This window comes from Pseudomonas sp. GM79 (genome assembly GCF_000282495.1).
Taxonomy (GTDB): Bacteria; Pseudomonadota; Gammaproteobacteria; order Pseudomonadales; family Pseudomonadaceae; genus Aquipseudomonas.
Genome location: NZ_AKJE01000030.1, coordinates 1 through 22939 on the forward strand (window position 1 = coordinate 1; position 22939 = coordinate 22939).

Below are 22939 nucleotides of genomic sequence, written 5' to 3' on the forward strand. Positions count from 1 at the left end.
ATCTGCCGTCAACCCCTGATTTCACAATTCTGTCATATAAGGCAAAGAAGCCCCGAAAACACGAAGGCCGGCCCCTAAGGGCCGGCCTTCTTCCCTTCTACTTACAAACTAGGGAATGCGAATTGCGAAGCCTCATGGCTCGCACGTTGCGGCCAGCGCTGGGTAATAGCTTTGCGACGGGTATAAAAACGGACGCCATCCGGACCATAGGCATGCAGATCGCCGAACAGCGAACGCTTCCAGCCGCCAAAGCTGTGATAAGCCACCGGCACCGGCAAAGGCACGTTGACGCCGACCATGCCCACTTCAATCTCATCGCAGAACAACCGCGCAGCTTCCCCATCACGCGTGAAGATACAGGTGCCGTTGCCATACTCGTGATCGTTGATCAGTTGCATCGCCTCTTCCAGGCTGTTGACCCGAACGACGCACAGCACCGGCCCGAAGATCTCTTCTTTATAGATGCGCATCTCTGGCGTGACGTTATCGAACAGGCAACCGCCCAGGAAGAAACCTTCTTCATGACCGGCCACGCTCAGACCACGACCATCCACCACCAAGGTCGCCCCTGCTGAAACGCCGTCTTCTATATAGCCACTGACTTTATCGCGAGCCTGACCGGAAACCAGCGGCCCCATGTCCAGGCCACAGGTCGTACCGGCACCGATTTTCAACGCTTTGACCTGCGGTACCAGTTTGGCCACCAACGCATCGGCCACTTGATCGCCGACGCATACAGCCACCGAGATCGCCATGCAACGCTCACCACACGAACCGTACGCCGCGCCCATCAGTGCGCTGACGGCGTTATCCAGATCCGCATCCGGCATTAATACCGCGTGGTTCTTCGCCCCGCCCAGCGCCTGGACGCGTTTGCCGCGCTTGGTGCCTTCGGCGTAAATGTATTCGGCAATCGGTGTCGAGCCGACGAAGCTCAGCGCTTTGACTTCCGGCGCTTCAATCAAGGCATCCACCGCAGCCTTGTCGCCATGTACCACACTCAGCACGCCTTTCGGCAGGCCGGCTTCCAACAGCAGCTGAGCAATCAGTAGCGTCGAGCTTGGATCGCGCTCGGACGGTTTCAGGATAAAGCAGTTGCCGCAGACGATCGCCAGCGGGTACATCCACAACGGCACCATAGCCGGGAAGTTGAACGGGGTAATACCGGCCACCACACCCAATGGCTGGAAATCCGACCAGGCATCAATGTTCGGCCCGACGTTACGGCTGTACTCACCCTTGAGAATTTCCGGCGCAGCGCAGGCGAACTCGACGTTCTCGATCCCGCGCTTCAATTCACCAGCAGCGTCTTCTAGGGTCTTGCCGTGTTCTTCGCTGATCAGTTGGGCGATGCGGGATTCGTTCTGTTCCAGCAGCTGCTTGAAACGGAACATCACCTGAGCGCGCTTGGCCGCTGGCGTATTACGCCAGGCCGGGAACGCAGCTTTGGCCGAGTCGATGGCTTTTTGAATGGTTTCACGGCTGGCCAATGGCAGTTTGTGGATCGCCTGACCGGTGGACGGGTTGAACACGTCGGCCGTACGACCGTCTTCGGTCACCAGTTCGCCATTGATCAAATGCGGAATAAGGCTCATGCAGGGCTCCAGAAAAGTTGTCCACAGGCGCCCATCACCGGGCGCCTCTATATAGAAGGGAAAAATCAGTCGAGTTTGTTCAGCACTTCGCCGACCGCGTCGAACAAGCGATCGAGGTCTTGCGGCTTGCTGTTGAAGGTTGGGCCGAACTGCAGGGTGTCGCCGCCGAAGCGCACGTAGAACCCGGCTTTCCACAGAGCCATGCCGGCTTCGAACGGACGCACGATGGCATCGCCGTCGCGAGGCGCAATCTGGATGGCACCGGCCAACCCGTAGTTACGAATGTCGATGACGTTTTTCGAGCCCTTCAAACCATGCAATGCATTTTCGAAATGCGGTGCCACTTCCGCCACGCTCTGCACCAGGTTTTCCTTTTGCAGCAGGTCGAGTGCCGCCAGGCCCGCAGCGCAAGCCACCGGGTGGGCGGAATAGGTGTAGCCGTGCGGGAATTCCACCGCGTATTCCGGCGTCGCCTGGTTCATGAAGGTCTGATAGATCTCGGAGCTGGCAATCACTGCGCCCATCGGGATCGCGCCGTTGGTGACTTGCTTGGCAATGCACATCAGGTCCGGCGTCACGCCAAAGCTGTCGGCACCGAACATCGAACCGGTACGACCAAAACCGGTGATCACTTCGTCGAACACCAGCAGGATGTTGTGCTGATCGCAGATCTCGCGCAGACGCTTGAGGTAACCCTGCGGCGGAACCAGCACGCCAGCGGAACCAGCCAATGGCTCGACGAATACCGCTGCGATGTTCGAGGCATCGTGCAGCTCGATCAACTTGAGCAATTCATCCGCCAGCGCGATACCACCCTGCTCCGGCATGCCACGAGTGAAAGCATTGCTCGCCAGCAAAGTGTGCGGCAGGTGATCAACGTCCATCATCGCCTGACCGAACAGTTTGCGGTTGCCGTTCACGCCACCAAGGCTGGTGCCGGCGATGTTCACGCCGTGATAACCACGAGCACGACCGATCATTTTGGTTTTGGTGGCCTGGCCTTTCAGGCGCCAGTAAGCACGCACCATTTTCACCGCCGTGTCTGCACACTCGGAACCCGAGTCGGTAAAGAACACGTGATTCAGATTGCCCGGCGTCAGGTCGGTGATTTTCTCGGCCAACTGGAACGACAGTGGGTGACCGTACTGGAAGCCCGGCGAGTAATCGAGGGTGCCCAGTTGCTTGGCCACCGCTTCCTGAATTTCCTTGCGGGTGTGCCCGGCGCCGCAGGTCCACAGACCAGAGAGCGAATCGTAGACCTTGCGGCCCTTGTCGTCTGTCAGCCAACTGCCCTCGGCAGCCACGATCAGTCGCGGGTCGCGCTGGAAATTGCGGTTCGCGGTGTAGGGCATCCAGTGAGCATCGAGCTTGAGCTGGCTGGCCAGGGAAGTCGGGGCGTTTTCAGGCACGTTCATGGGCAAAACCTCGCAGGGCAATAAGCGGCGTGGAGATGAAAAGCTTTCTTGCAGCTAAATTGCCACGGAGATAAAGTCGGTGAAATCCAACTTTTCTAACCTTCAGTCAGCCCGCCACTAAACTTTGAGCAAACAAAGCATGAGCAGCCGTCGTCCCGATCCGCTGGCGCAAGTCAGTGACTTTGATATCCGCCTGTTGCGGATTTTTCGCAGCGTCGTGGAATGCGGTGGCTTCTCCGCGGCAGAGTCGGTGCTGGGGATCGGTCGCTCGGCCATCAGCCAGCAGATGAGCGATCTGGAGCAACGCCTCGGCCTGCGTCTGTGCCAGCGCGGTCGCGCCGGTTTTTCCCTGACCGAAGAGGGCCGCGAGGTTTACCAATCGGCGTTGCAGCTATTAAGTGCGCTGGAAAGTTTCCGCACCGAGGTCAATGGCCTCCACCAACATTTGCGCGGTGAGTTGACCATTGGCCTGACCGACAACCTAGTCACCCTGCCCCACATGCGCATCACCCATGCCCTGGCGCAATTGAAGGAGCGTGGCCCGGATGTACAGATCCAGATCCGCATGATCGCGCCCAATGAAGTCGAACAAGGCGTGCTCGACGGGCGCTTGCATGTTGGCGTGGTGCCGCAGGCCAGTGCGCTGTCGGGGCTGGAATATCAGCCGCTCTACAGCGAGCGTTCGCTGCTGTATTGCGCGGTTGGCCATCCGCTGTTCTATGTCGACGACAGACAACTGGACGATGAGCGTCTCAACAGCCAGGACGCCATCGCCCCGACCTTCCGTTTGCCTGCCGAGATCCAGGCCCACTATCAGGCGCTCAACTGCACCGCCAGTGCATCGGATCGCGAAGGCATGGCATTTCTGATTCTGACCGGGCGCTACATCGGTTACCTGCCGGACCACTACGCCAGCCTCTGGGTGCAACAAGGCCGATTGCGTGCGCTGAAACCCAAGGCACGTTTTTATGACCTGAGCCTGGCATCGGTCACACGCAAGGGACGTCGCCCCCATTTGGTACTGGAGAGTTTTCTGGAGAGCCTGGCTGCAACACGCTAAAACCTGTGGGAGCGGGCTTGCTCGCGAAGAGGGAGTATCAGTCGACATTAATGCAACTGACACACCGCCTTCGCGAGCAAGCCCGCTCCCACAGGGATTGTGGTGTTCAGGTTTTATCGCAACAGGACTTGTCTGCGACCTGCGGGTGCGCTATCAACGCATCTGGTTACACCCATCTACCCGTTCGGAAGTGCCTATGACCTTTGAAGTCCCAGCCCACGGCGGCAAACCCGCCAGCCGCATTCGTCAGAAGAACGAAGAGACCATCATCAAAGCCGCCGAAGACGAGTTCGCCCGTCACGGATTCAAAGGCACCAGCATGAACACCATCGCGCAGAAGGCCGGGTTGCCCAAAGCAAACCTGCATTACTACTTCACTAACAAACTCGGTTTGTATGTGGCGGTGCTGAGCAACATCCTTGAACTCTGGGACAGTACTTTCAATACCCTGACCGTCGAGGATGATCCGGCAGAAGCATTGACGCGATACATTCGCGCAAAAATGGAATTCTCCCGGCGCCAGCCACAAGCTTCGCGGGTCTTCGCCATGGAGGTCATCAGCGGCGGCGAATGCCTGAGCGAGCATTTCAACCAGGACTACCGCACCTGGTTTCAGGGCCGGGCCGCAGTGTTTCAGACCTGGATCGACGCCGGCAAAATGGACCCGATCGACCCGGTGCACCTGATCTTCCTGCTGTGGGGCAGCACCCAGCATTACGCCGATTTTGCCACGCAGATCTGCCGTGTCACCGGGCGCACCAAGTTGACCAAGCAAGACATGGAAGACGCCGGCAACAACCTGATCCGCATCATTCTCAAAGGCTGCGGCCTGACGCCTGCTATCTAAGACACCTATGCCTTTTACCCTCAGCGGCTTTTGCGAATACCGCGAAGATATTCGCAAAAGCCGCTTCATCACCCTCGCCGGACCAATCACTAGCGCATCCGATGCCCAAGCGTTCATCGAGCAGCACAGTGATTTGAACGCCTCGCACAATTGCTGGGCCTGGAAACTCGGCGATCAATATCGCAGCAACGATGATGGCGAACCCGGCGGCACCGCTGGCCGGCCGATTCTGGCAGCGATCGAAGCGCAAGATTGCGATCAGGTCGCGGTGCTGGTGATCCGTTGGTATGGCGGCATTCAACTGGGCACCGGCGGCCTCGCCCGGGCCTATGGCGGCGGTGCCAACAAATGCCTGCAAGGGGCGCCGAAGGTCGAGCTGATCAGTCGGGTGCCGGTGAGTTGTGCCTGTGCATTTGGCGAGTTGGCGCTGGTGAAGCTTCGGGTAGCGGAACTGGGTGGTTTGGTCGTGGAAGAAACCTTCACGGCCAATGGCGTGGAACTGCAATTGGCGATCGGCGAGGGGCAGATAGATACCCTGCAAACGCAGCTGGCGGACTTGAGTCGCGGGCGCATTTTGTTGCAGCGATAAAAGAAAGATCAAAAGATCGCAGCCTTCGGCAGCTCCTACGCCGACCGTGTACTTCCATAAGAAATGCAATCCCGTAGGAGCTGCCGAAGGCTGCGATCTTTTGGGGCGCCCCGGTTTTCCTTATTCTCGATACTTGCCCACATCTGCTGTGCACCCGGCTGTGGATAACCTGAGCACATTCCCCTGTAACCCTTCTGTCATGCGGCTTTGCGGGCTTTGCTCATTTTTCATCCAAATTCCCAACGACAACATTTATTCCACGTAAAAACAAACAGTTAGAGCGGTTTATCGCCATTAGAAGAAAGCCCCTCAGTGCTTATGCCCCTCCGCTCGGCTTGCGCACAAATACTGTGGAACAACCTGTGGATAACCCGTTCATGGCTGGCGCAGCCCCGTATCCGACATAGCTTGCAAGGTATTGCTCGTTTTTTGATCAATTCACAGCGCGCAAAACCAGAGCCTGATCAAAGAACGTGCCCTCAAGTGGTGCCTGATTCGGAGTTGGAATAAGGCGAGACACCGCCCACAACCCTAAACCAGCAAGACCTTGCCGATTTCCTGACTCAATGGCCAGGAAATTGCTTTATCCCCAGGCATAACTTCTGTCGACCTGAGCCTGTCATGTCCAACCCCGTGCCGATCCCCGATCAAATACCCCGCCTGCAATTGCGCAGAATCAGCAAACGTTATCCCGGTTGCCTGGCCAACGACGCCATCGACTTGAGTATTGCGCCCGGTGAAATCCACGCCCTGCTCGGCGAAAACGGTGCGGGAAAAAGTACCCTGATGAAGATCATCTACGGCGTCACTCACGCCGACTCAGGGGAAATGATCTGGCAGGGCCAGCGCGTGACCATGCGCAATCCGGCCCAGGCGCGCGGCCTCGGGATTGGCATGGTGTTCCAGCATTTCTCGCTGTTCGAAACCCTGAGTGTGGCGCAGAACATCGCGCTGGCCATGGGCGCGGCGGCGGGTACGCCGAAGCAGCTCGAACCGAAGATTCGTGAAGTGTCCCAACGCTACGGCATGGCCCTGGAACCGGAGCGACTTGTCCACAGCCTGTCCATCGGCGAGCGTCAACGGGTGGAAATCATTCGCTGCCTGATGCAGGACATCCGCCTGTTGATTCTCGATGAGCCGACATCTGTACTGACCCCGCAAGAAGCCGACGAATTGTTCGTCACTTTGCGTCGACTGGCGGCCGAGGGCTGCAGCATTCTGTTTATCAGCCACAAGCTCGGCGAAGTGCGCGCGTTGTGCCACAACGCTACGGTGTTGCGCGGCGGTCGGGTAGCCGGGCATTGCGTGCCGGCGCAGTGCTCGGATCGGCAACTGGCGCAGTTGATGGTCGGTGAAGCTGCCGAGCTGATCACTGACTATCCAAAGGTCATGGGGGCTGATGCGTTTTTGAACGTGACGGGGTTGTCCTGGCACAACCCGGACCCGTTCGGCTGCTCTCTGAAGAATATTGATTTCGACGTGCGCCGCGGCGAAATCGTGGGGGTCGCCGGAGTGGCCGGCAATGGTCAGGATGAGTTGCTGGCCTTGCTCAGTGGTGAAGAACGGTTGCCCCGCGATGACACCGCAACGATCAGTTTCGGCGGGCAACCGGTGGCGCATCTGCGGCCGGATGCACGACGCAAACTTGGCCTGGCGTTCGTCCCCGCCGAGCGTCTGGGTCATGGCGCGGTGCCGGAGCTGAGCCTGGCAGATAACGCCCTGCTGACCGCCTTTCAACAGGGGCTGGTCAGCCACGGGCTGGTCCAGCGCGACAAGGTCCAAGCGCTGGCGGAAGACATCATTCGCCGCTTCGGGGTCAAGACACCTGATTCCCTGGCACCGGCTCGCAGCCTGTCCGGCGGCAACTTGCAAAAATTCATCCTCGGTAGGGAAATCCTTCAGCAGCCCAAGCTGTTGGTGGCCGCGCACCCGACCTGGGGCGTGGACGTCGGCGCGGCCGCGACCATTCACCGGGCGTTGATTGCCTTGCGCGATGCTGGCGCGGCGATCCTGGTGATCTCCGAAGACCTCGACGAACTGTTCCAGATCTGCGATCGCCTCGGCGCCCTGTGCGGCGGTCAGCTATCGCCATTGCAGGCCACCGTCGACACCCATCTGAGCGACGTCGGCGGCTGGATGGCCGGCCAGTTCGACACACCTCAATCACCTGCCCCCGTAGCGCTTTAACGGAGTTTCACATGCTGCTTTCTCTCGAACCCCGTGGCCAGCAATCACGCCTGATGTTGTGGTGCTCGCCCTTGCTGGCGGCCGTGTTGACGCTGGGCTGTGGCTCATTGCTGTTTGTCGCGCTGGGTCACGATCCGTTGCTGACCTTGCACACGCTGCTGATTGCACCGATCAGCGACTTGTATGGCGTTTCCGAATTGTTGGTCAAAGCATTGCCGATTCTGCTCTGCGCATTGGGCCTGGCGGTGGCGTATCAGGCACGGATCTGGAACATCGGCGCCGAAGGTCAGTTGCTGCTCGGCGCCCTCGCTGGTAGTGCATTGGCGGTGAACATCATTGACTGGCAAGGCCGCTGGGCGCTGGTGTTGATCCTGCTCACAGGCACCCTGGCCGGCGCCGCATGGGCCGGGCTGACGGCGTGGTTGCGCACGCGCTTCAACGCCAATGAAATCCTCACCAGCATCATGCTCAATTACATCGCCCTGAACCTGCTGCTGTTCTGCGTCCACGGGCCGCTGAAGGACCCGGCGGGGTTCAACTTTCCAGAGTCGGCAATGTTCGGCGATGCCAGTCGACTGCCACTGTTGATGGAGGACGGCCGGGTTCATGCCGGTGTGTATTTCGCCTTGCTCGCGCTGGTGGCGGTGTGGGTATTGCTGCAGAAAAGCTTTGTCGGCTTCCAGATCAAAGTGCTCGGGCTGGACAAGCGCGCCGCCGGTTTCGTCGGCTTTCGCGAGAAGCGACTGATCTGGCTGGCGCTGTTGATCAGCGGCGGCCTCGCGGGACTGGCCGGCGTGTGCGAAGTCACCGGGCCGATCGGCCAACTGGTGCCGCAGGTCTCACCGGGTTACGGCTATGCGGCGATCACCGTGGCGTTTCTCGGGCGGCTGAATCCCATCGGCATTCTGTTTTCCAGCCTGTTGATGGCGCTGCTGTACATCGGTGGCGAAAGCGCACAGATGAGCATGAACCTGCCGCAAGCGATCACTCAATTGTTCCAGGGGATGATGCTGTTTTTCCTGCTGGCCAGTGACGTACTGATTCTCTACCGACCGCGTTTGAACCTGCGCTGGGCTCGCCGTGCACCAACCACCGCCGTACACGCAGGAGCCTTGTGATGGATATCGATCTGCTGAGCAATATTTTCTACGCCATGATTCGCTGCGGTACGCCGTTGTTGCTGGTGGCGCTGGGCGAGCTGATTTGCGAGAAGAGTGGCGTCCTCAATCTCGGGCAGGAAGGCATGATGCTGTTTGGGGCGGTGATCGGTTTTATCGTCGCGCTAAACAGCGGCAACCTCTGGCTTGGCGTGTTGCTGGCAATGCTAGCCGGGATGCTGTTGTCGTCGCTGTTTGCCTTGGTGGCACTGGTGTTCAACGCCAATCAGGTGGCGACCGGGTTGGCGTTGACGATCTTCGGCGTGGGCCTGTCGACCTTTGTCGGCGCAGCGTGGGTTGGCAAACCATTGGCGGGTTTCGAGCCGGTGGCGATTCCGTTGTTGAGTGAAATCCCGCTGATCGGGCGGATGCTGTTTGCCCAGGACTTGCTGGTGTACCTGTCGTTCGCGCTGTTCACGTTAGTGGCCTGGGTGATTCTGAAAAGTCGCGTCGGGTTGATTATTCAGGCCGTTGGCGAAAACCCGGACGCGGGGAGCGCCATGGGCTTGCCGGTGTTGCGCGTGCGTACGCTGGCGGTGCTGTTTGGTGGGGCAATGGCGGGGTTGGCCGGGGCTTATTTGTCCCTGGCGTACACGCCGATGTGGGCGGAAAACATGAGCGCCGGTCGCGGCTGGATTGCCCTGGCGCTGGTGGTGTTTGCCAGTTGGCGGGTGTGGCGATTGCTGCTCGGAGCGTATCTGTTCGGTCTCGCCAGCATCCTGCATTTGGTGGCACAGGGATTGGGGCTGGCGATTCCGTCGAGCCTGCTGGCGATGCTGCCGTATGTCGCGACCATTGTGGTGTTGGTGCTGTTGTCCCGGGATGCCGTGCGCACACGGTTGTATGCGCCGGTGTCGTTGGGGCAGCCGTGGCAGGCTGGGCATTAGGGTCGGCTTCAAGGGCCTCATCGCGGGCAAGCCCGCTCCCACAAGTTTTGTGTCGATAGAAAATTCCGTGTTCGCCAAAATCACTGTGGGAGCGGGCTTGCCCGCGAAGGCGCCCGAACAGGCAACACTTGAACAACGCCCCACGCCAATTCAAAGACCAAGAAAACAACCAGCAATGAGCTTGCGCCGTGGAGCAAGGCATACAGCTGCCAAGCCGAAAACAGAAACCGCCCCACCGCGTCATACCGCCCAAACACCTGCTGCGGATCACGAATCCGCAGTACCGCCCACACGCACACAATCGAACCCAACAAATTCGCCATCAGCATGTGCATCGGCTCGAACGGCGGTAGCTCGCCAGGCAAATTGAAAGTCTGACTCAGGCTCGACAACACGCCATGCAACGCCGCAAAACTCCACGGCGTCACAAAAGCAGCGGTCACGATCAGGTCGTACCACGCACTGCCACGCACCACTTGACGATATTGCGTTGAAGTCCACATCCGTCTTGCTCCATAAATTCAGGGAGCAACAAGGCTAAAGCCTGGAGTATGCTCCAGGGTCAAGCCCTCTCGAGACATCAAGATGCGCATCGGTGAATTAGCCCAGGCCAGCGCCGTCAGCCGCGACACATTGCGCTTTTACGAACAGCGCGGATTGATCGCCGCGCAACGTAGCGCCAATGGTTATCGCGACTATCCGGCGGAGATGGTGCAACTGGTGCTGTACATCAAGACGGCTCAGCGACTGGGCTTTACCCTTGGCGAGATCGGCAGCAGTGTCGCCGCGTTGTGGCAGTCGCCCGACCCGGCCAATGCCGTTACCCAACTGCTGCAAGACAAACTGAACCTGATCGAAACCCGCATCGCCGAACTCGATGTCTTGCGTCAGGAACTGCAACATCGGCTCGGTCAACGTTGTCCATTAAATCCGTGATTTTCATCCATCAAGGAAGCCATTCATGTCCAAGGCAAAAACCGCACTCATCATCGGTGCCTCCCGAGGCTTGGGCCTCGGTCTGGTGAAAACCCTGCTGGCCGACGGCTGGCAAGTCACCGCCACCGTGCGCAACCCGCAGGGCGCCGAAGCCTTGCAAGCGCTGGGCAAGGTGCGGATCGAAAAACTCGACATGGACGATCAGCAAGCGGTCATCGCCCTTAGCCAACAACTCAAGGGTGAAGTCTTCGACCTGTTGGTCGTGAATGCCGGGGTCAAGGGGCCGGAGGTCCAGACGCCGGGTGGCGCGACGTTGGCCGAGGTGGGTCAGCTGTTCTTCACCAACGCCGTGGCGCCGATCAATCTGGCCCAGCGTTTCGTGGGGCAGATTCGCGATGGCAGCGGCGTGCTGGCGTTCATGAGTTCGGTGCTGGGCAGTGTGACCATGCCCGACGCGCCGGAGTTGGCGCTGTACAAGGCCAGCAAAGCGGCGCTGAACTCCATGACCAACAGCTTCGTCACGCAATTGGGCGAACAGAAACTCACCGTGCTGTCGCTGCATCCGGGTTGGGTGAAAACTGATATGGGCGGTGAAGGCGCGGACATTGATGTGGAAACCAGCACCCGCGGGTTGATCGATCAGGTGAATGCGTATGCCGGCAAGGGCGGGCATCATTTTGTGAACTACAGGGGTGAGACCATTCCCTGGTAACACACAGATCGAGTGTGGAAGCGGGCTTGCTCGCGAAGAGGGAGTGTCCGTCGGCATTGATGTGAATGACACACCGCCTTCGCGAGCAAGCCCGCTCCCACAGGGGTTTTGCGTTGTCCTGTCGGGCCGGGCTTGCCCGCGAAGCTTTTTTGTTCGAAACTCCGCACCTCGCCCTCGCGGCGACCCTGGATCAGCAGACAGGGCAACACTGAGCTGGCAACCCTGAACCCAACTTTCAGAGGAGCCGGCCAACATGCCTGCGACCCGTACCTGGTTAAAAAGTCCCCTCGCCATTTTCACGGCCAACGCGCTCGATGCCCGTGGCGGTCTGGTTGTGCAAGACGGCTTGATCGTCGAAGTGCTCGCCGCCGGTCAACAACCCGCCGCGCCCTGTGACCACGTTTTCGATGCGCGCGAACACGTGATCCTGCCAGGGCTGATCAACACCCATCACCACTTCTATCAAACCCTGACCCGTGCCTGGGCGCCGGTGGTTAATCAGCCGTTGTTCCCGTGGCTGAAAACCCTCTATCCGGTCTGGGCTCGTCTCACCCCTGAAAAACTCGCCCTCGCCACCAAAGTCGCATTGGCCGAGTTGCTGCTGTCCGGTTGCACCACCGCGGCCGATCACCATTACCTGTTTCCGGAAGGTCTGGAAAATGCGATCGACGTGCAGGTCGAGAGTGTTCGCGAACTGGGCATGCGCGCCATGCTCACTCGCGGTTCGATGAGCCTCGGTGAAAAAGACGGCGGCCTGCCACCGCAGCAGACCGTCCAGGAAGGCGAAGTGATCCTCGATGACAGCCAACGTTTGATTGCCGCCTACCACGAGCGCGGTGATGGGGCGCAGATTCAAATAGCCCTGGCACCGTGTTCACCGTTCTCGGTGACCCCGCAGATCATGTCCGCCAGCGCCGAACTGGCGAATACCCTCGATGTACGGCTGCACACGCACCTGGCGGAAACCCTCGACGAAGAAGACTTCTGCCTGCAACGTTTCGGCCTGCGCACCGTGGATTACCTGGACAGCGTCGGCTGGCTCGGCCCGCGCACCTGGCTGGCCCACGGCATTCATTTCAACCCCGACGAAATCGCTCGTCTCGGCGCGGCCGGCACGGGTATTTGCCATTGCCCGAGTTCGAATATGCGCCTGGCTTCCGGCATTTGCCCGACGCTGGACCTGACCGCTGCGGGTGCGCTGCTGGGGCTGGGCGTTGACGGTTCAGCGTCCAATGATGCGTCGAACATGATCCTCGAAACCCGTCAGGCGCTGTACATCCAGCGGCTGCGCTATGGCGCGGAAAAAATCACACCGGAATTGGTACTGGGCTGGGCGACCAAGGGCTCGGCGAGTTTGCTCGGGCGCACCGATATCGGTGAACTGACGGTGGGCAAGCAGGCGGATCTGGCGCTGTTCAAACTGGATGAACTGCGCTTCTCCGGCAGCCATGATCCGGTATCGGCGCTGCTGCTGTGCGGGGCGGATCGGGCGGACCGGGTGATGGTCGGCGGAAAGTGGCGGGTGATCGACGGTCAGGTTGAGGGGCTGGATCTGAAAGGGTTGATTGCCGATCACAGCCAGGCGGCTCGGCAGTTGATCGCCGGCACCTGACACAACATCAATCAAACTGTGGGAGCGGGCTTGCTCGCGAAAGCGGTGTGTCATGCAACATTGATGTCGGCTGACACAACGTCTTCGCGAGCAAGCCCGCTCCCACAGTTTTGTGTGAGACGCCCGCACCAGTGGATGGCGTGTATTCGAGACGGTGCACCGGGATGGTTCTGTGGTGGTCGTCAGGGACTCTTCGCGGGCAAGCCTCGCTCCTACGGGATTTGCGCAGGTCATGTGGGAGCGAGCTTGCCCGCGATGGCCGTTACGCGATTTCGATCCATTTGTTGTCCTGTTGGTCAGCAATTTGCATTGCCCTGACCTACCTCACAACAAAATGGAGTTCCCGTTCATGCATATACGTCCGTTGAAGCAGCTGCTCTGCGCTGTCGCCGCAGCCATCGGTCTGAGCGCCAGCCTGACCGCCAGTGCCGCCGACCCGCTGAAAGTCGGCTTCGTCTATATCGGCCCGATCGGTGACCACGGCTGGACGTATCAGCATGAACAGGGACGCAAGGCGCTGGCAGAGAAGTTCGGCGAGCAGATCACCACCAACTACGTGGAGAACGTCCCCGAGGGCGCCGATGCCGAGCGGGTGATCCGCAACATGGCCAAGGACAAGTACGACCTGATTTTCACCACGTCTTTCGGCTACATGAACCCGACCCTGAAAGTCGCCAAACAATTTCCCAAGGTGACCTTCGAACATGCCACCGGCTACAAGCAGGACAAGAACCTCGGCACCTACCTGGCGCGCACTTATGAAGGCCGCTACGTCGGCGGTTTCCTCGCAGCGAAGATGACCAAGACCAAGAAAGTCGGCTACGTCGCCTCATTCCCGATTCCGGAAGTCATCCGCGACATCAACGCCATTCAACTGGCCCTGAACAAGTACAACCCGGGCACCGAGATCAAAGTGGTGTGGGTCAATTCCTGGTTCGACCCGGGCAAGGAAGCCGACGCCGCCAATGCGCTGATCGACCAGGGCGTGGACGTGGTGTTCCAGCACACCGACAGCCCGGCACCGATCCAGGCGGCCGAGCGTCGCGGCGTGTATGCCGTCGGTTATGCGTCGGACATGGCGCACTTCGGGCCGAAAGCGGTGCTGACGTCTATCGTCAATGACTGGGGGCCGCATTACATTCAGGCGACTCAAAGCGTGCTCGACCACACGTGGAAATCCCAGGATTACTGGGGCGGTCTGAAGGAAGGCACGGTTGAGCTACCGATCAGCGACCTGGTGCCGGCCGCGGTAAAAGCAGAAGCCGAGCAAATCATCGCCGACATCAAGAGCGGTGCCCTGCATCCGTTCACCGGACCGATCAAAGACCAGGCCGGCGTGGAGACAATCCCGGCGGGCGCGACGGCAACCAATGCGCAGCTGGCGTCGATGAACTACTACGTCGAAGGCATGAAGGCCGAGATACCGAAGTAATTCCGGCCGAACATAAAACCCTGTGGGAGCGGGCTTGCTCGCGAAAGCGGTGTGTCATGCGATATTGATGTCGACTGACACACTGCCTTCGCGAGCAAGCCCGCTCCCACAATGGATCTTCGGTACTCTTGAGCCAGCGTAGGACAGCAACATGAACCAACTCCCGATCATCGACATCGCCCCACTCTACAGCGATGAACAAAACGCCTGGCAATCGGTCGCCACACAAATCGACCATGCCTGCCGCGAATGGGGCTTTTTCTATATCAAGGGCCACCCGATCGCCCCGTCGCGTATCGACGCCGTGCTCGACCACGCCCAACGCTTCTTCGCCCTGCCCACCGCCGAAAAACTCAAGATCGACATCACCCAGACCCGCCACCACCGCGGCTATGGCGCTATCGCAACCGAGCAACTCGACCCGAGCAAACCCAGCGATCTGAAAGAAACCTTCGACATGGGCCTGCACCTGCCGGCCGATCATCCCGAGGTGATTTCGGAAAAACCCTTGCGCGGTCCCAACCGTCATCCGTCGATGCCCGGCTGGGAATCGCTGATGGAGCAACACTACGTCGACATGCAGGCGCTCGCTCAAACCCTGTTGCGGGCCATGACTCTGGCATTGGGCATCGAGCGCGATTTCTTCGATAGCCGTTTCAAAGAACCGGTCAGCGTGCTGCGGATGATTCATTACCCGCCGCGCCACACTGCCAGCACCGAAGATCAGCAAGGTGCCGGCGCTCACACCGATTACGGCTGCATCACCCTGCTCTATCAGGATGCCGCTGGCGGACTGCAAGTGCGCAATGTGCGGGGCGAATGGATCGATGCGCCGCCGATTGAAGGCACGTTCGTGGTCAACCTCGGCGACATGATGGCGCGCTGGAGCAACGACCGTTACCTGTCGACGCCGCACCGGGTAATCAGCCCGTCGGGTGTGGATCGTTACTCGATGCCGTTCTTTGCCGAGCCGCACCCCGACACGCCTATCGAATGCCTGCCCGGCTGCCAGGATGAACGCCATCCGGCAAAGTATCCTGCCACCACCTGCGCCGAATTCCTGCTGTCGCGCTTCGCCGACACCTACGCCCATCGACGGCAACAGGAAGCCGTGTAATGAACCGGCTGGTCAGGTTTTGCTCATTGTTTCTGCGGGCATCTGTAGAATGCCCTCATTGCACCTGATGAGATTTCAAAAATGTACGACTGGCTGAACGCTCTGCCCAAGGCAGAATTGCACTTGCACCTGGAAGGTTCGCTGGAGCCTGAGCTGCTGTTCGCCCTGGCCGAACGCAACAAGATCGCCCTGCCGTGGAGCGACGTTGAAACGCTGCGCAAGGCTTACGCCTTCAATAACCTGCAAGAATTTCTCGACCTGTATTACCAGGGCGCCGATGTGTTGCGCACCTCTCAGGATTTCTACGACCTGACCTGGGCCTACCTGTTGCGCTGCAAGGCGCAGAACGTGATTCACACCGAACCGTTCTTCGACCCGCAAACCCACACCGACCGTGGCATCCCGTTCGAAGTAGTGCTCAACGGCATCGCCGCCGCACTGAAGGATGGCGAGCAGCAACTGGGCATCACCAGCGGTTTGATCCTCAGTTTCCTGCGTCACTTGAGCGAAGACGAAGCGCAGAAAACCCTCGACCAGGCGCTGCCGTTCCGCGATGCGTTTGTCGCCGTGGGCCTGGACAGTTCGGAGATGGGCCACCCGCCGAGCAAGTTCCAGCGCGTGTTCGATCGTGCCCGCAGCGAAGGCTTCCTGACCGTGGCCCACGCCGGTGAAGAAGGCCCGCCCGAGTACATCTGGGAAGCCCTTGACCTGCTGAAAATCCAGCGCATCGACCATGGCGTGCGCGCCATCGAAGACGAGCGCTTGATGCAGCGGATCATCGACGAGCAGATCCCGCTGACCGTGTGCCCGTTGTCGAACACCAAACTCTGCGTGTTCGATCACATGTCCCAGCACAACATCCTCGAGATGCTCGAGCGCGGTGTGAAAGTCACGGTGAACTCCGATGACCCGGCCTATTTCGGCGGGTATGTCACCGAGAACTTCCACGCGCTGTACACCGATCTGGGCATGACCCAGGATCAGGCCAAGCGCTTGGCGCAGAACAGCCTGGATGCGCGGTTGGTGAAACCTTAAAGTCAAAAGATCGCAGCCTTCGGCAGCTCCTACAGGGTTATGTGTACACCTGCAGGACCTGCCCAAGGCTGCGATCTTTTTTGCATCTACCTCACAGTAAAAATCACCGCAAAACCCAATGTGGGAGCGGGCTTGCTCGCGAAGGCGGCGTGTCAGTCAACGATGATGTCGACTGGCATACCGCTTTCGCGAGCAAGCCCGCTCCCACATTTAATCGGTGATTAATTGATAACCACCGGCTCACTCAATTCTTCCAACGTCTTGCCCCGGGTCTCCATCCCGAACATCCACACCACCCCCGCCGCAATCGCAAAACACATCGCCCCCAGCGCAAACACCCCGCCCTGCCCGGTCATCGGGAACACTAGCCCGGTCACCAACGGCCCGAGCAACGACCCTACGCGGCCGATGGCTGACGCGAACCCCGAGCCCGTGGCGCGTGCCGACGTCGGGTACAACTCAGGGGTGTAGGTGTAGAGCACCGCCCACATGCCGAACAGGAAAAACTGCATCAGCAGCCCCGAGGTAATCAACAGACTGACGTTGCCGCCGAACACTGCACTCTGGCCATAAAGAAACGCCATGACGCCACCGCCGAGCAATGTCACGACGCATACCGGTTTACGCCCCCAACGCTCCACCAGCCAGGCGGCCATGAGGAAACCGGGAATCCCGCCGAGGGAAATCAGCACCGTGTAATACACCGATTGAGTCACTGCGAAACCCGATTGTTGCAACAGCGCACTGAGCCAGGACGTCAGGCCATAGAAACCCAGCAAGGCGAAGAACCACACGCTCCAGATCATCATCGTGCGCTGGCGATACTGCGGCGACCAGATCTCCCCTAGCGCAGAGAAGAAAGTGCCCGGTTGACTCGCCACCCGGGGCAGACGAATCGGTTCAGGCAAATCCGCACGGCCCAATGAAGCCCGGACTCGATCTTCGATGCCGAGCAAGACCTTATCCGCCGCGTCATGATGTCCGGCTTGCTCCAGCCAGCGCGGTGACTCGGGAATGAAAAAACGAATCGCCAGGACGAACACCGCCGGCACCGCCAACACCAGAAAGATGTCGCGCCAGCCAATCACCGGCAACAGGAAGTACGACAGCACCCCGGCCGCCACGAAGCCGAGCGGCCAAAAACCATCCATCAACGCGATGTAACGCCCACGTCGCTTTGCCGGAATCAGCTCCGACAGCATCGACTGAGCAATCGGAAACTCCATGCCCATGCCGATCCCCAGCAGGATTCGGAACAGCGTCAGCGTTTCAACGTTTTGCGCCGTGGAACACAGGTAACTGGCGATGCCCCACAGCACAATGCTCCACTGGAACACTGGTTTGCGCCCGAAGCGGTCGGCCAGCATGCCCGACAGCGATGCGCCCAGAACCATGCCGAAAAAACTCGAACTGGCCAGCAACCCGGCCTGCGCCGTGCTCAGGCCAAACTCGGTTTTGATCGAGCCGAGCAGAAAGGTCATCATCGCCAGGTCCATGGAGTCGAAGAAAAACGCCAGGGCAATGATGATGAAAATGATGCGGTGATAACCGCTGATGGGCAGCCGTTCCAATCGTTCTGCCGCGCTGAAGCTTCGTGTTTCCATGCCACATTCCCCCAATCCTGAAATCCCCGGATCGAGTGTGCGCGATAGCAGCTGGGGATTATTGCTGGATGCGACCTGTCCACAGCTATGAACGACGTCTGAAACAAATCCCGGACGTCGCACCTCAACGGCTCTAAAGCGCCATTTCCAGTTCGGTTTCCTTGGCGAAGCGATGGATTTCCTGTTGCCCCAAAGCGGTGATCTGCAACGCTCGCGAATCGTTGGGCAGGCTCAACCAGCCCGATTGCATGAACAGCTGCAACAACGCCGCGCCCAATGAACCGCCCATGTGCGGGCGTCTTTCGCTCCAGTCCGGGCAAGCGCAGGCGACTCTGCTGTTGCGATGAGCCAGCGCCTGGATGAACACACCGCGTGTTGCCAATTGTGTGGCGCCCTTGTGAGTGATCATGACCCGCTGATCGAATTGCTCGATCCAGCCCGCATCCAGCAGGCGCTGGTAGAGGTCGGCGGCCAAGGTGCCGCCCAGATGGTCGTCGCAGAGCCTGGCCCGCAGCAATGACGAAGGCGCCGCCTGAGGTTTGGCGATAGGGCTCGTGCGTTTGAAAACCTCTGGAATGTCCCGAGGCGCGCTGGCCAGGGTCGCGCTGGCCAGGGCCTCTATCGCGGCGCCGACTTCGGGCGCGGCAAGCCGGAAAAACCGTTTGCGGCCACGGGTTTCGACCTTCAACAGACCTCCGGCGGACAGACGCCCTAAATGCGCACTGGCCGAAGACGGCGACAGGCCGGCCAGCAACGCCAGCTCTTCGGTTTGTCGCGCCGAGCCGTCCATCAAGGCCCACATCATTGCGCTGCGCTTGGGGTCAGCCAGTAATGTGGCGATCTGGCTGATGCAAGGTGCATGTTCCATGTATTCACTCCCTGTTGAATCGTTTCGTCTACTGCTCAGAGACATCTTGACCAGTAATGTGTCGTCGGCCAAGACGCGAAAACCGCCATGGACCGGGCAAAGCCACCCACTCACCCAAGCCATTGCTTCGTGGGTGCAACGAAGGTCCGGTGATGACCATCGGGTATGACCGAATCGAACCTGGACTCGCCATTGCGAGGTCGACGGTGCGTACATGAGGCGGGCGCTAGTATAAGCGGGTTAACCGCTGGTTCCTGCCCTTGGGAATCCATTGGTGGTGATAGTTGCTGACAGAAATTTCGCTATTTACCTGCGACTAATGATCGACATCCGATTTCGTCGGAAATTGACTGCTTATGTGAGCGCATCGGCTGGCAAGCATTTCCCGCAAAAGGTTCACCGGCTTACTCAATTGTGCGCGATGGGCGCACAGCAAATTCAGCGGTAGGCGCTCGTATCGAACAGCAACTCGGCGCGCTTGCTCGCCCGTCCTACCCGTAGCCTGCGCCTGACCGCTGAAGGCGAGGCTTTCTGGAATACGCCCGGGGCAGCCTTGAGCAATCTCGATGAGGGCCGCCGCCTGCTGGTCAACGGGCAGGATCAGCTCATCGGGATGGGACAGACGGACGGAACCAATGGGCCGCGTTCGCCGCGACCCGTTGAATCCAGCTTGCGGGCACGCAAATGGGCGCGCTTGGTCAGCTCTCCTTCTGCACGGGCTGGTAAGGGCCGCCCATCGAAGCTCCCCAAGGAATACCACTGGTGCTCACCGAGCCTGGGTCACGCGTTCCGTTTGCCAGAGAGTTACCTATCGCGCCGCCTACGATAACGCCGACTCCTCCTCCGATTAGCCCGCCTGCCATACCCCCGATCGTCCCCCCGACTGCGCCACCCACGGTCTCTGGCGATACAGTCATCCCCGATCCTGCGCCGGAAACCATCAGCAATTCTTTGTCCGTTAAATTTCTCATCTTGCTTCCTTAGTTAGTACCAATTCAATTGAATTTCATACTGCACAATTCAAACTTGTCGACCACCCCCATTTTTATAGCCCAACAACCGAAGAAAAATAGTTATAATCGCAGCCATCAACACATACTTGATGTATTTATTCACCTCCCAATACTCGGCAATTGTACCAACTGCAACCCCAATTAAAATTGCAATTAAAAACACGACAAAGCCTTTCAATATATTCATCCTTCTCATTTAACGGTATGCGGTCGCACAACTGTTTTTACTGGCATCGTTTCGCACATAGCGGTGACGCTAATTCTGGCCAGACCAACTGGCTCATTACATCAGTCATATAATCCTTCCCGATACGGTGCCACTGACTCTCGCAGCCTGCACCGCACTTTTTTTCTGACTGAATAATCTGCGTTCCTGCGCACCCAAGAGACCTGTTCAATACCCTGCGCTCGAAAAATATCCTTTAGCTGATGGAAAGACTCCTTACTCCCACCATAAGGAAAGCAGTAATCAATGATCCAAGTACGCCCACCCTCATTCCACTCGGCCGGATGAAGCAGAAAGTCCGGGTCCGTTATCAAACGGTGTTCGACATCATCCGCCAGATGTGCCTAGGTGACATAACCTATAGGGGTGGCTGTCCTATTAAACCATCTCCTCCATAGCGCTCGGCCTTAAAGGTTTTCAATGGCAAGTCACGATGGCGCTCCGATGCGGACTTCACCATATAACTATAATCTCGGAGTATGTCGCCTGAACGTTGCTTGCCTGCTATCGAATCGTTTAAGTAAACAATGTTGCACCCTTCGATCCAAGGGCCGGTACCTCGCCCAATAAAAACCACTCCAACGGCAAGGTGGTAATTGCTATCCACAACCCTAGAGGAAATAGCAGCAAAACACCACCCTACACCTGTAGGTGTGGCGCTCAGCACAACTTCACGCAACAACAAACAACGCCCAGCTGCTTATTGTCGCTAGTGCTTAATATCAGAACATAGCCATCTTCAATATAAGTGCTTCTTGATAAAAAAATTAGAAGACTATGACTACCTCGCGACGACGTTTATTTCGAAATAGCACACCAGAGGTTTTCTTTCATTCCAACAACCAAAACGGCTAGCTCGATACGACTTGTGACATCCATTTTTTCAAATATGGATGAAAGGTGATCCCTGATTGTATATTTACTGATACCCAGTTGCTGAGCGATTTGTTTATTAGTCAATCCATTTACTAGTGACAGTATAACTTCGCGCTCTCTTCTGGTAATTCTCAAGTACTGCTCCATTCGTCATTCAGGCAACGTTTGCACAATCAATTCCCGGTCACCGGCCATGCTGTTCCTACAGCCATGTAATGCGAGATAGCTGGGGTGATACGAATAGCCAGGCAAGAAATTTACCCGTCCACCCCAGAGCGAGCCTCGAAGGCCTGGCGGAGCCCACAGGAATCTCCGCAACGGATCAGCACGCGAATTGATCAGGTTCCCCGATTACTTCAAAAGGCGCCTATATCTTCCCCCACGCTTCTGGTTGGGCCCGAAAGGTACGCTAACCCCACTTCATCGTGACGACTCCGACAACCTTTTTGCTCAAGTTTGGGGTGAAAAGGCGATACTGCTAGCCGCGCCGCACCACCGCGAAGCATTAGGCAGTTGGTCAACTTCACCCCAGGGCGGGCTGGAGGGCTGTGACTTCAACCCGTCCTCTCCGGACTTCGACAGGTTTCCTAAGGCGAGGCAGGTGAAATTCTTTCACCTTCAACTACGACCTGGCGATATGTTGTATTTACCCGAGGGCTGGTACCACGAGGTCAGCTCGCTGAGCTTGTCACTCTCAATAAACTTTTGGGTGGACGCCATTCGTAGCGAGACCTATGCATTGCTGGGGGATTAAGCATCTCTCGTACTCATTTGGCGTGTCTGCGACTAATGATCGACATCCGATTTCGTCGGAAATTGACTGCTTATTCGAGCGCATCGGCTGGCAAGCATTTCCCGCAAAAGGTTCACCGGCTTACTCAATTGTGCGCGATGGGCGCACAGCAAATTCAGCGGTGCACGCTCACAGAGCAGCTCCGGCATCAGCACTTTCAGCCGACCGGCCAGCACATCGGCGGCGACATCGAGCCAGGACTTATACGCAATCCCCGTCCCCGCGACGGCCCACAGACGCACAACATCGGCGTCGTCACTGAAGCGATCGCCACTGACCGTCAGGCTCACTTCGCGTTTGCCATCGTGGAAACTCCAGTGATCGTGAACCCGACTACCGAGCATGAATAACAGGCAATTGTGCTGAGCCAATTGCTCCAGATACCGAGGTTCGCCATGCCGGGCCAGGTAACTCGGCGCCGCGCAGAGTACACGACGGTTCTGCGGGGCGATGGGCAACGCCACCAGGCTCGAGTCTTCCGGCTCGCCATACCGCAGGGCAATGTCCACCGGTTGGCGAAACAAGTCGGCGATGCGGTCACCCAGCAGCAACCGTACCGTGAGTTTCGGATGCTCGCGCTGAAACTCATCGAGCCATGGCAACAGCAGGTTGCGACCGAAATCCGAAGGCGCCGACAGCTGCAAAATGCCGCTGACCTGATCCTGCCCGCTGGCCAGCAAGCGGCGGCCCTCATCGAGATTGCTCAAGGCTGCCCGGGCGTATTCCAGAAAACCTTCGCCTTCGGCGGTCAGGCGCAGGCTGCGGGTAGAACGGGCGAGCAAGCGGGCACCGAGTTGTTGTTCGATGCGCTTCAACGCCGCACTGGCCACCGCCGCCGACATATCCATCACCCGCGCCGCCGCCGACAGACTGCCCAGGTCCGCGGCCCGAACGAACAACTGCAAGTCATCGAAACGCAACATCTTCAGCCCTGATTATCAAAAAAATATTGAAAGAGACTGCTCTTTTAGCGGGTTT

Annotated in this window: 21 protein-coding genes and 2 pseudogenes; 13 read left to right on the forward strand and 10 right to left on the reverse strand. The window is 58.6% G+C overall.

Going from position 1 to position 22939, the window contains the following annotated elements; translation table 11 throughout:
* Positions 1-101: 101 nt before the first annotated feature.
* The gene (locus PMI36_RS21335; RefSeq protein WP_008069651.1) at positions 102-1595 is read right to left on the reverse strand and encodes a CoA-acylating methylmalonate-semialdehyde dehydrogenase; all 1494 of its coding nucleotides are present in this window, start codon (positions 1593-1595) and stop codon (positions 102-104) included.
* A gap of 65 nt (positions 1596-1660) precedes the next feature.
* Positions 1661-3010 carry an aspartate aminotransferase family protein gene (locus tag PMI36_RS21330; protein WP_008069652.1) on the reverse strand — a complete coding sequence of 450 codons (1350 nt, stop codon included), beginning with the start codon at positions 3008-3010 and terminating at the stop codon, positions 1661-1663.
* A 139-nt stretch (positions 3011-3149) separates the two neighbouring features.
* Here PMI36_RS21330 and PMI36_RS21325 point away from each other — a divergent pair, with 139 nt between their 5' ends.
* The 6 genes from PMI36_RS21325 (at position 3150) to PMI36_RS21300 (ending at position 9737) form a co-directional block, all read left to right on the forward strand.
* A complete protein-coding gene (locus tag PMI36_RS21325; RefSeq protein WP_008069653.1) occupies positions 3150-4070 on the forward strand; it encodes a LysR family transcriptional regulator in 921 nt (306 codons plus the stop codon).
* A 196-nt stretch (positions 4071-4266) separates the two neighbouring features.
* Positions 4267-4917, forward strand: coding sequence for a TetR/AcrR family transcriptional regulator (locus PMI36_RS21320; RefSeq protein ID WP_008069654.1), 651 nt, complete (start codon positions 4267-4269; stop codon positions 4915-4917).
* A gap of 7 nt (positions 4918-4924) precedes the next feature.
* Complete coding sequence (locus PMI36_RS21315; RefSeq protein WP_008069655.1) at positions 4925-5506, forward strand: IMPACT family protein; 582 nt, start codon at positions 4925-4927, stop codon at positions 5504-5506.
* A 621-nt stretch (positions 5507-6127) separates the two neighbouring features.
* Positions 6128-7693, forward strand: coding sequence for an ABC transporter ATP-binding protein (locus PMI36_RS21310; RefSeq protein ID WP_008069656.1), 1566 nt, complete (start codon positions 6128-6130; stop codon positions 7691-7693).
* A gap of 11 nt (positions 7694-7704) precedes the next feature.
* Positions 7705-8811: an ABC transporter permease gene (locus tag PMI36_RS21305; RefSeq protein ID WP_008069658.1), complete on the forward strand. Its 1107-nt coding sequence runs from the start codon at positions 7705-7707 to the stop codon at positions 8809-8811.
* On the forward strand, positions 8811-9737 hold the full coding sequence (locus tag PMI36_RS21300) for an ABC transporter permease (RefSeq protein ID WP_008069660.1): 927 nt from the start codon (positions 8811-8813) through the stop codon (positions 9735-9737). Before PMI36_RS21305 ends, PMI36_RS21300 begins: the two co-directional genes overlap by 1 nt.
* 80 nt (positions 9738-9817) lie before the next feature.
* On the opposite strand, the gene PMI36_RS21295 is transcribed toward PMI36_RS21300, so the two are convergent.
* Positions 9818-10240 (reverse strand): hypothetical protein, encoded by a 423-nt coding sequence (locus PMI36_RS21295; RefSeq protein WP_008069662.1) that lies wholly within the window; start codon positions 10238-10240, stop codon positions 9818-9820.
* 82 nt (positions 10241-10322) lie between these two features.
* Here PMI36_RS21295 and PMI36_RS21290 point away from each other — a divergent pair, with 82 nt between their 5' ends.
* From PMI36_RS21290 to PMI36_RS21265, 6 genes are all read left to right on the forward strand, one after another.
* Entirely contained in the window at positions 10323-10673 is a 351-nt protein-coding gene (locus PMI36_RS21290; protein WP_008069665.1) for a MerR family transcriptional regulator, read from the forward strand.
* A gap of 25 nt (positions 10674-10698) precedes the next feature.
* Complete coding sequence (locus PMI36_RS21285) at positions 10699-11385, forward strand: SDR family oxidoreductase (protein WP_008069667.1); 687 nt, start codon at positions 10699-10701, stop codon at positions 11383-11385.
* Between the two features lie 253 nt (positions 11386-11638).
* Complete coding sequence (locus PMI36_RS21280; RefSeq protein WP_008069668.1) at positions 11639-12997, forward strand: 8-oxoguanine deaminase; 1359 nt, start codon at positions 11639-11641, stop codon at positions 12995-12997.
* Positions 12998-13346: 349 nt separating this feature from the next.
* The gene (locus PMI36_RS21275; RefSeq protein WP_008069669.1) at positions 13347-14429 is read left to right on the forward strand and encodes a BMP family ABC transporter substrate-binding protein; all 1083 of its coding nucleotides are present in this window, start codon (positions 13347-13349) and stop codon (positions 14427-14429) included.
* Between the two features lie 151 nt (positions 14430-14580).
* Positions 14581-15546: a 2-oxoglutarate and iron-dependent oxygenase domain-containing protein gene (locus PMI36_RS21270; RefSeq protein WP_008069670.1), complete on the forward strand. Its 966-nt coding sequence runs from the start codon at positions 14581-14583 to the stop codon at positions 15544-15546.
* Between the two features lie 81 nt (positions 15547-15627).
* A complete protein-coding gene (locus PMI36_RS21265) occupies positions 15628-16581 on the forward strand; it encodes an adenosine deaminase (RefSeq protein ID WP_008069671.1) in 954 nt (317 codons plus the stop codon).
* Between the two features lie 221 nt (positions 16582-16802).
* On the opposite strand, the gene PMI36_RS21260 is transcribed toward PMI36_RS21265, so the two are convergent.
* From PMI36_RS21260 to PMI36_RS0129430, 6 genes and pseudogenes are all read right to left on the reverse strand, one after another.
* Positions 16803-18185, reverse strand: a complete 1383-nt coding sequence (locus PMI36_RS21260; RefSeq protein ID WP_008069672.1) for an MFS transporter — start codon at positions 18183-18185, stop codon at positions 16803-16805.
* 133 nt (positions 18186-18318) lie between these two features.
* On the reverse strand, positions 18319-19053 hold the full coding sequence (locus PMI36_RS21255; RefSeq protein ID WP_008069673.1) for an ArsR/SmtB family transcription factor: 735 nt from the start codon (positions 19051-19053) through the stop codon (positions 18319-18321).
* Between the two features lie 316 nt (positions 19054-19369).
* Positions 19370-19507, reverse strand: a pseudogene (locus PMI36_RS31910) (LysR family transcriptional regulator); the annotation flags it as partial.
* A gap of 566 nt (positions 19508-20073) precedes the next feature.
* The gene (locus PMI36_RS0129425; RefSeq protein ID WP_032830206.1) at positions 20074-20253 is read right to left on the reverse strand and encodes a hypothetical protein; all 180 of its coding nucleotides are present in this window, start codon (positions 20251-20253) and stop codon (positions 20074-20076) included.
* 101 nt (positions 20254-20354) lie between these two features.
* Positions 20355-20630 carry a toxin-activating lysine-acyltransferase gene (locus PMI36_RS32385; RefSeq protein ID WP_219734692.1) on the reverse strand — a complete coding sequence of 92 codons (276 nt, stop codon included), beginning with the start codon at positions 20628-20630 and terminating at the stop codon, positions 20355-20357.
* Positions 20631-21090: 460 nt separating this feature from the next.
* On the reverse strand, positions 21091-21315 hold the full coding sequence (locus PMI36_RS0129430; protein ID WP_032830208.1) for a response regulator transcription factor: 225 nt from the start codon (positions 21313-21315) through the stop codon (positions 21091-21093).
* 130 nt (positions 21316-21445) lie between these two features.
* Between PMI36_RS0129430 and PMI36_RS0129435 the strand changes: the two are divergent.
* Positions 21446-21922, forward strand: a pseudogene (locus PMI36_RS0129435) (cupin-like domain-containing protein); the annotation flags it as partial.
* 32 nt (positions 21923-21954) lie between these two features.
* Here the strand turns inward: PMI36_RS0129435 and PMI36_RS21245 are convergent.
* Positions 21955-22884: a LysR family transcriptional regulator gene (locus PMI36_RS21245; RefSeq protein ID WP_008069678.1), complete on the reverse strand. Its 930-nt coding sequence runs from the start codon at positions 22882-22884 to the stop codon at positions 21955-21957.
* Between the last annotated feature and the right edge of the window lie 55 nt (positions 22885-22939).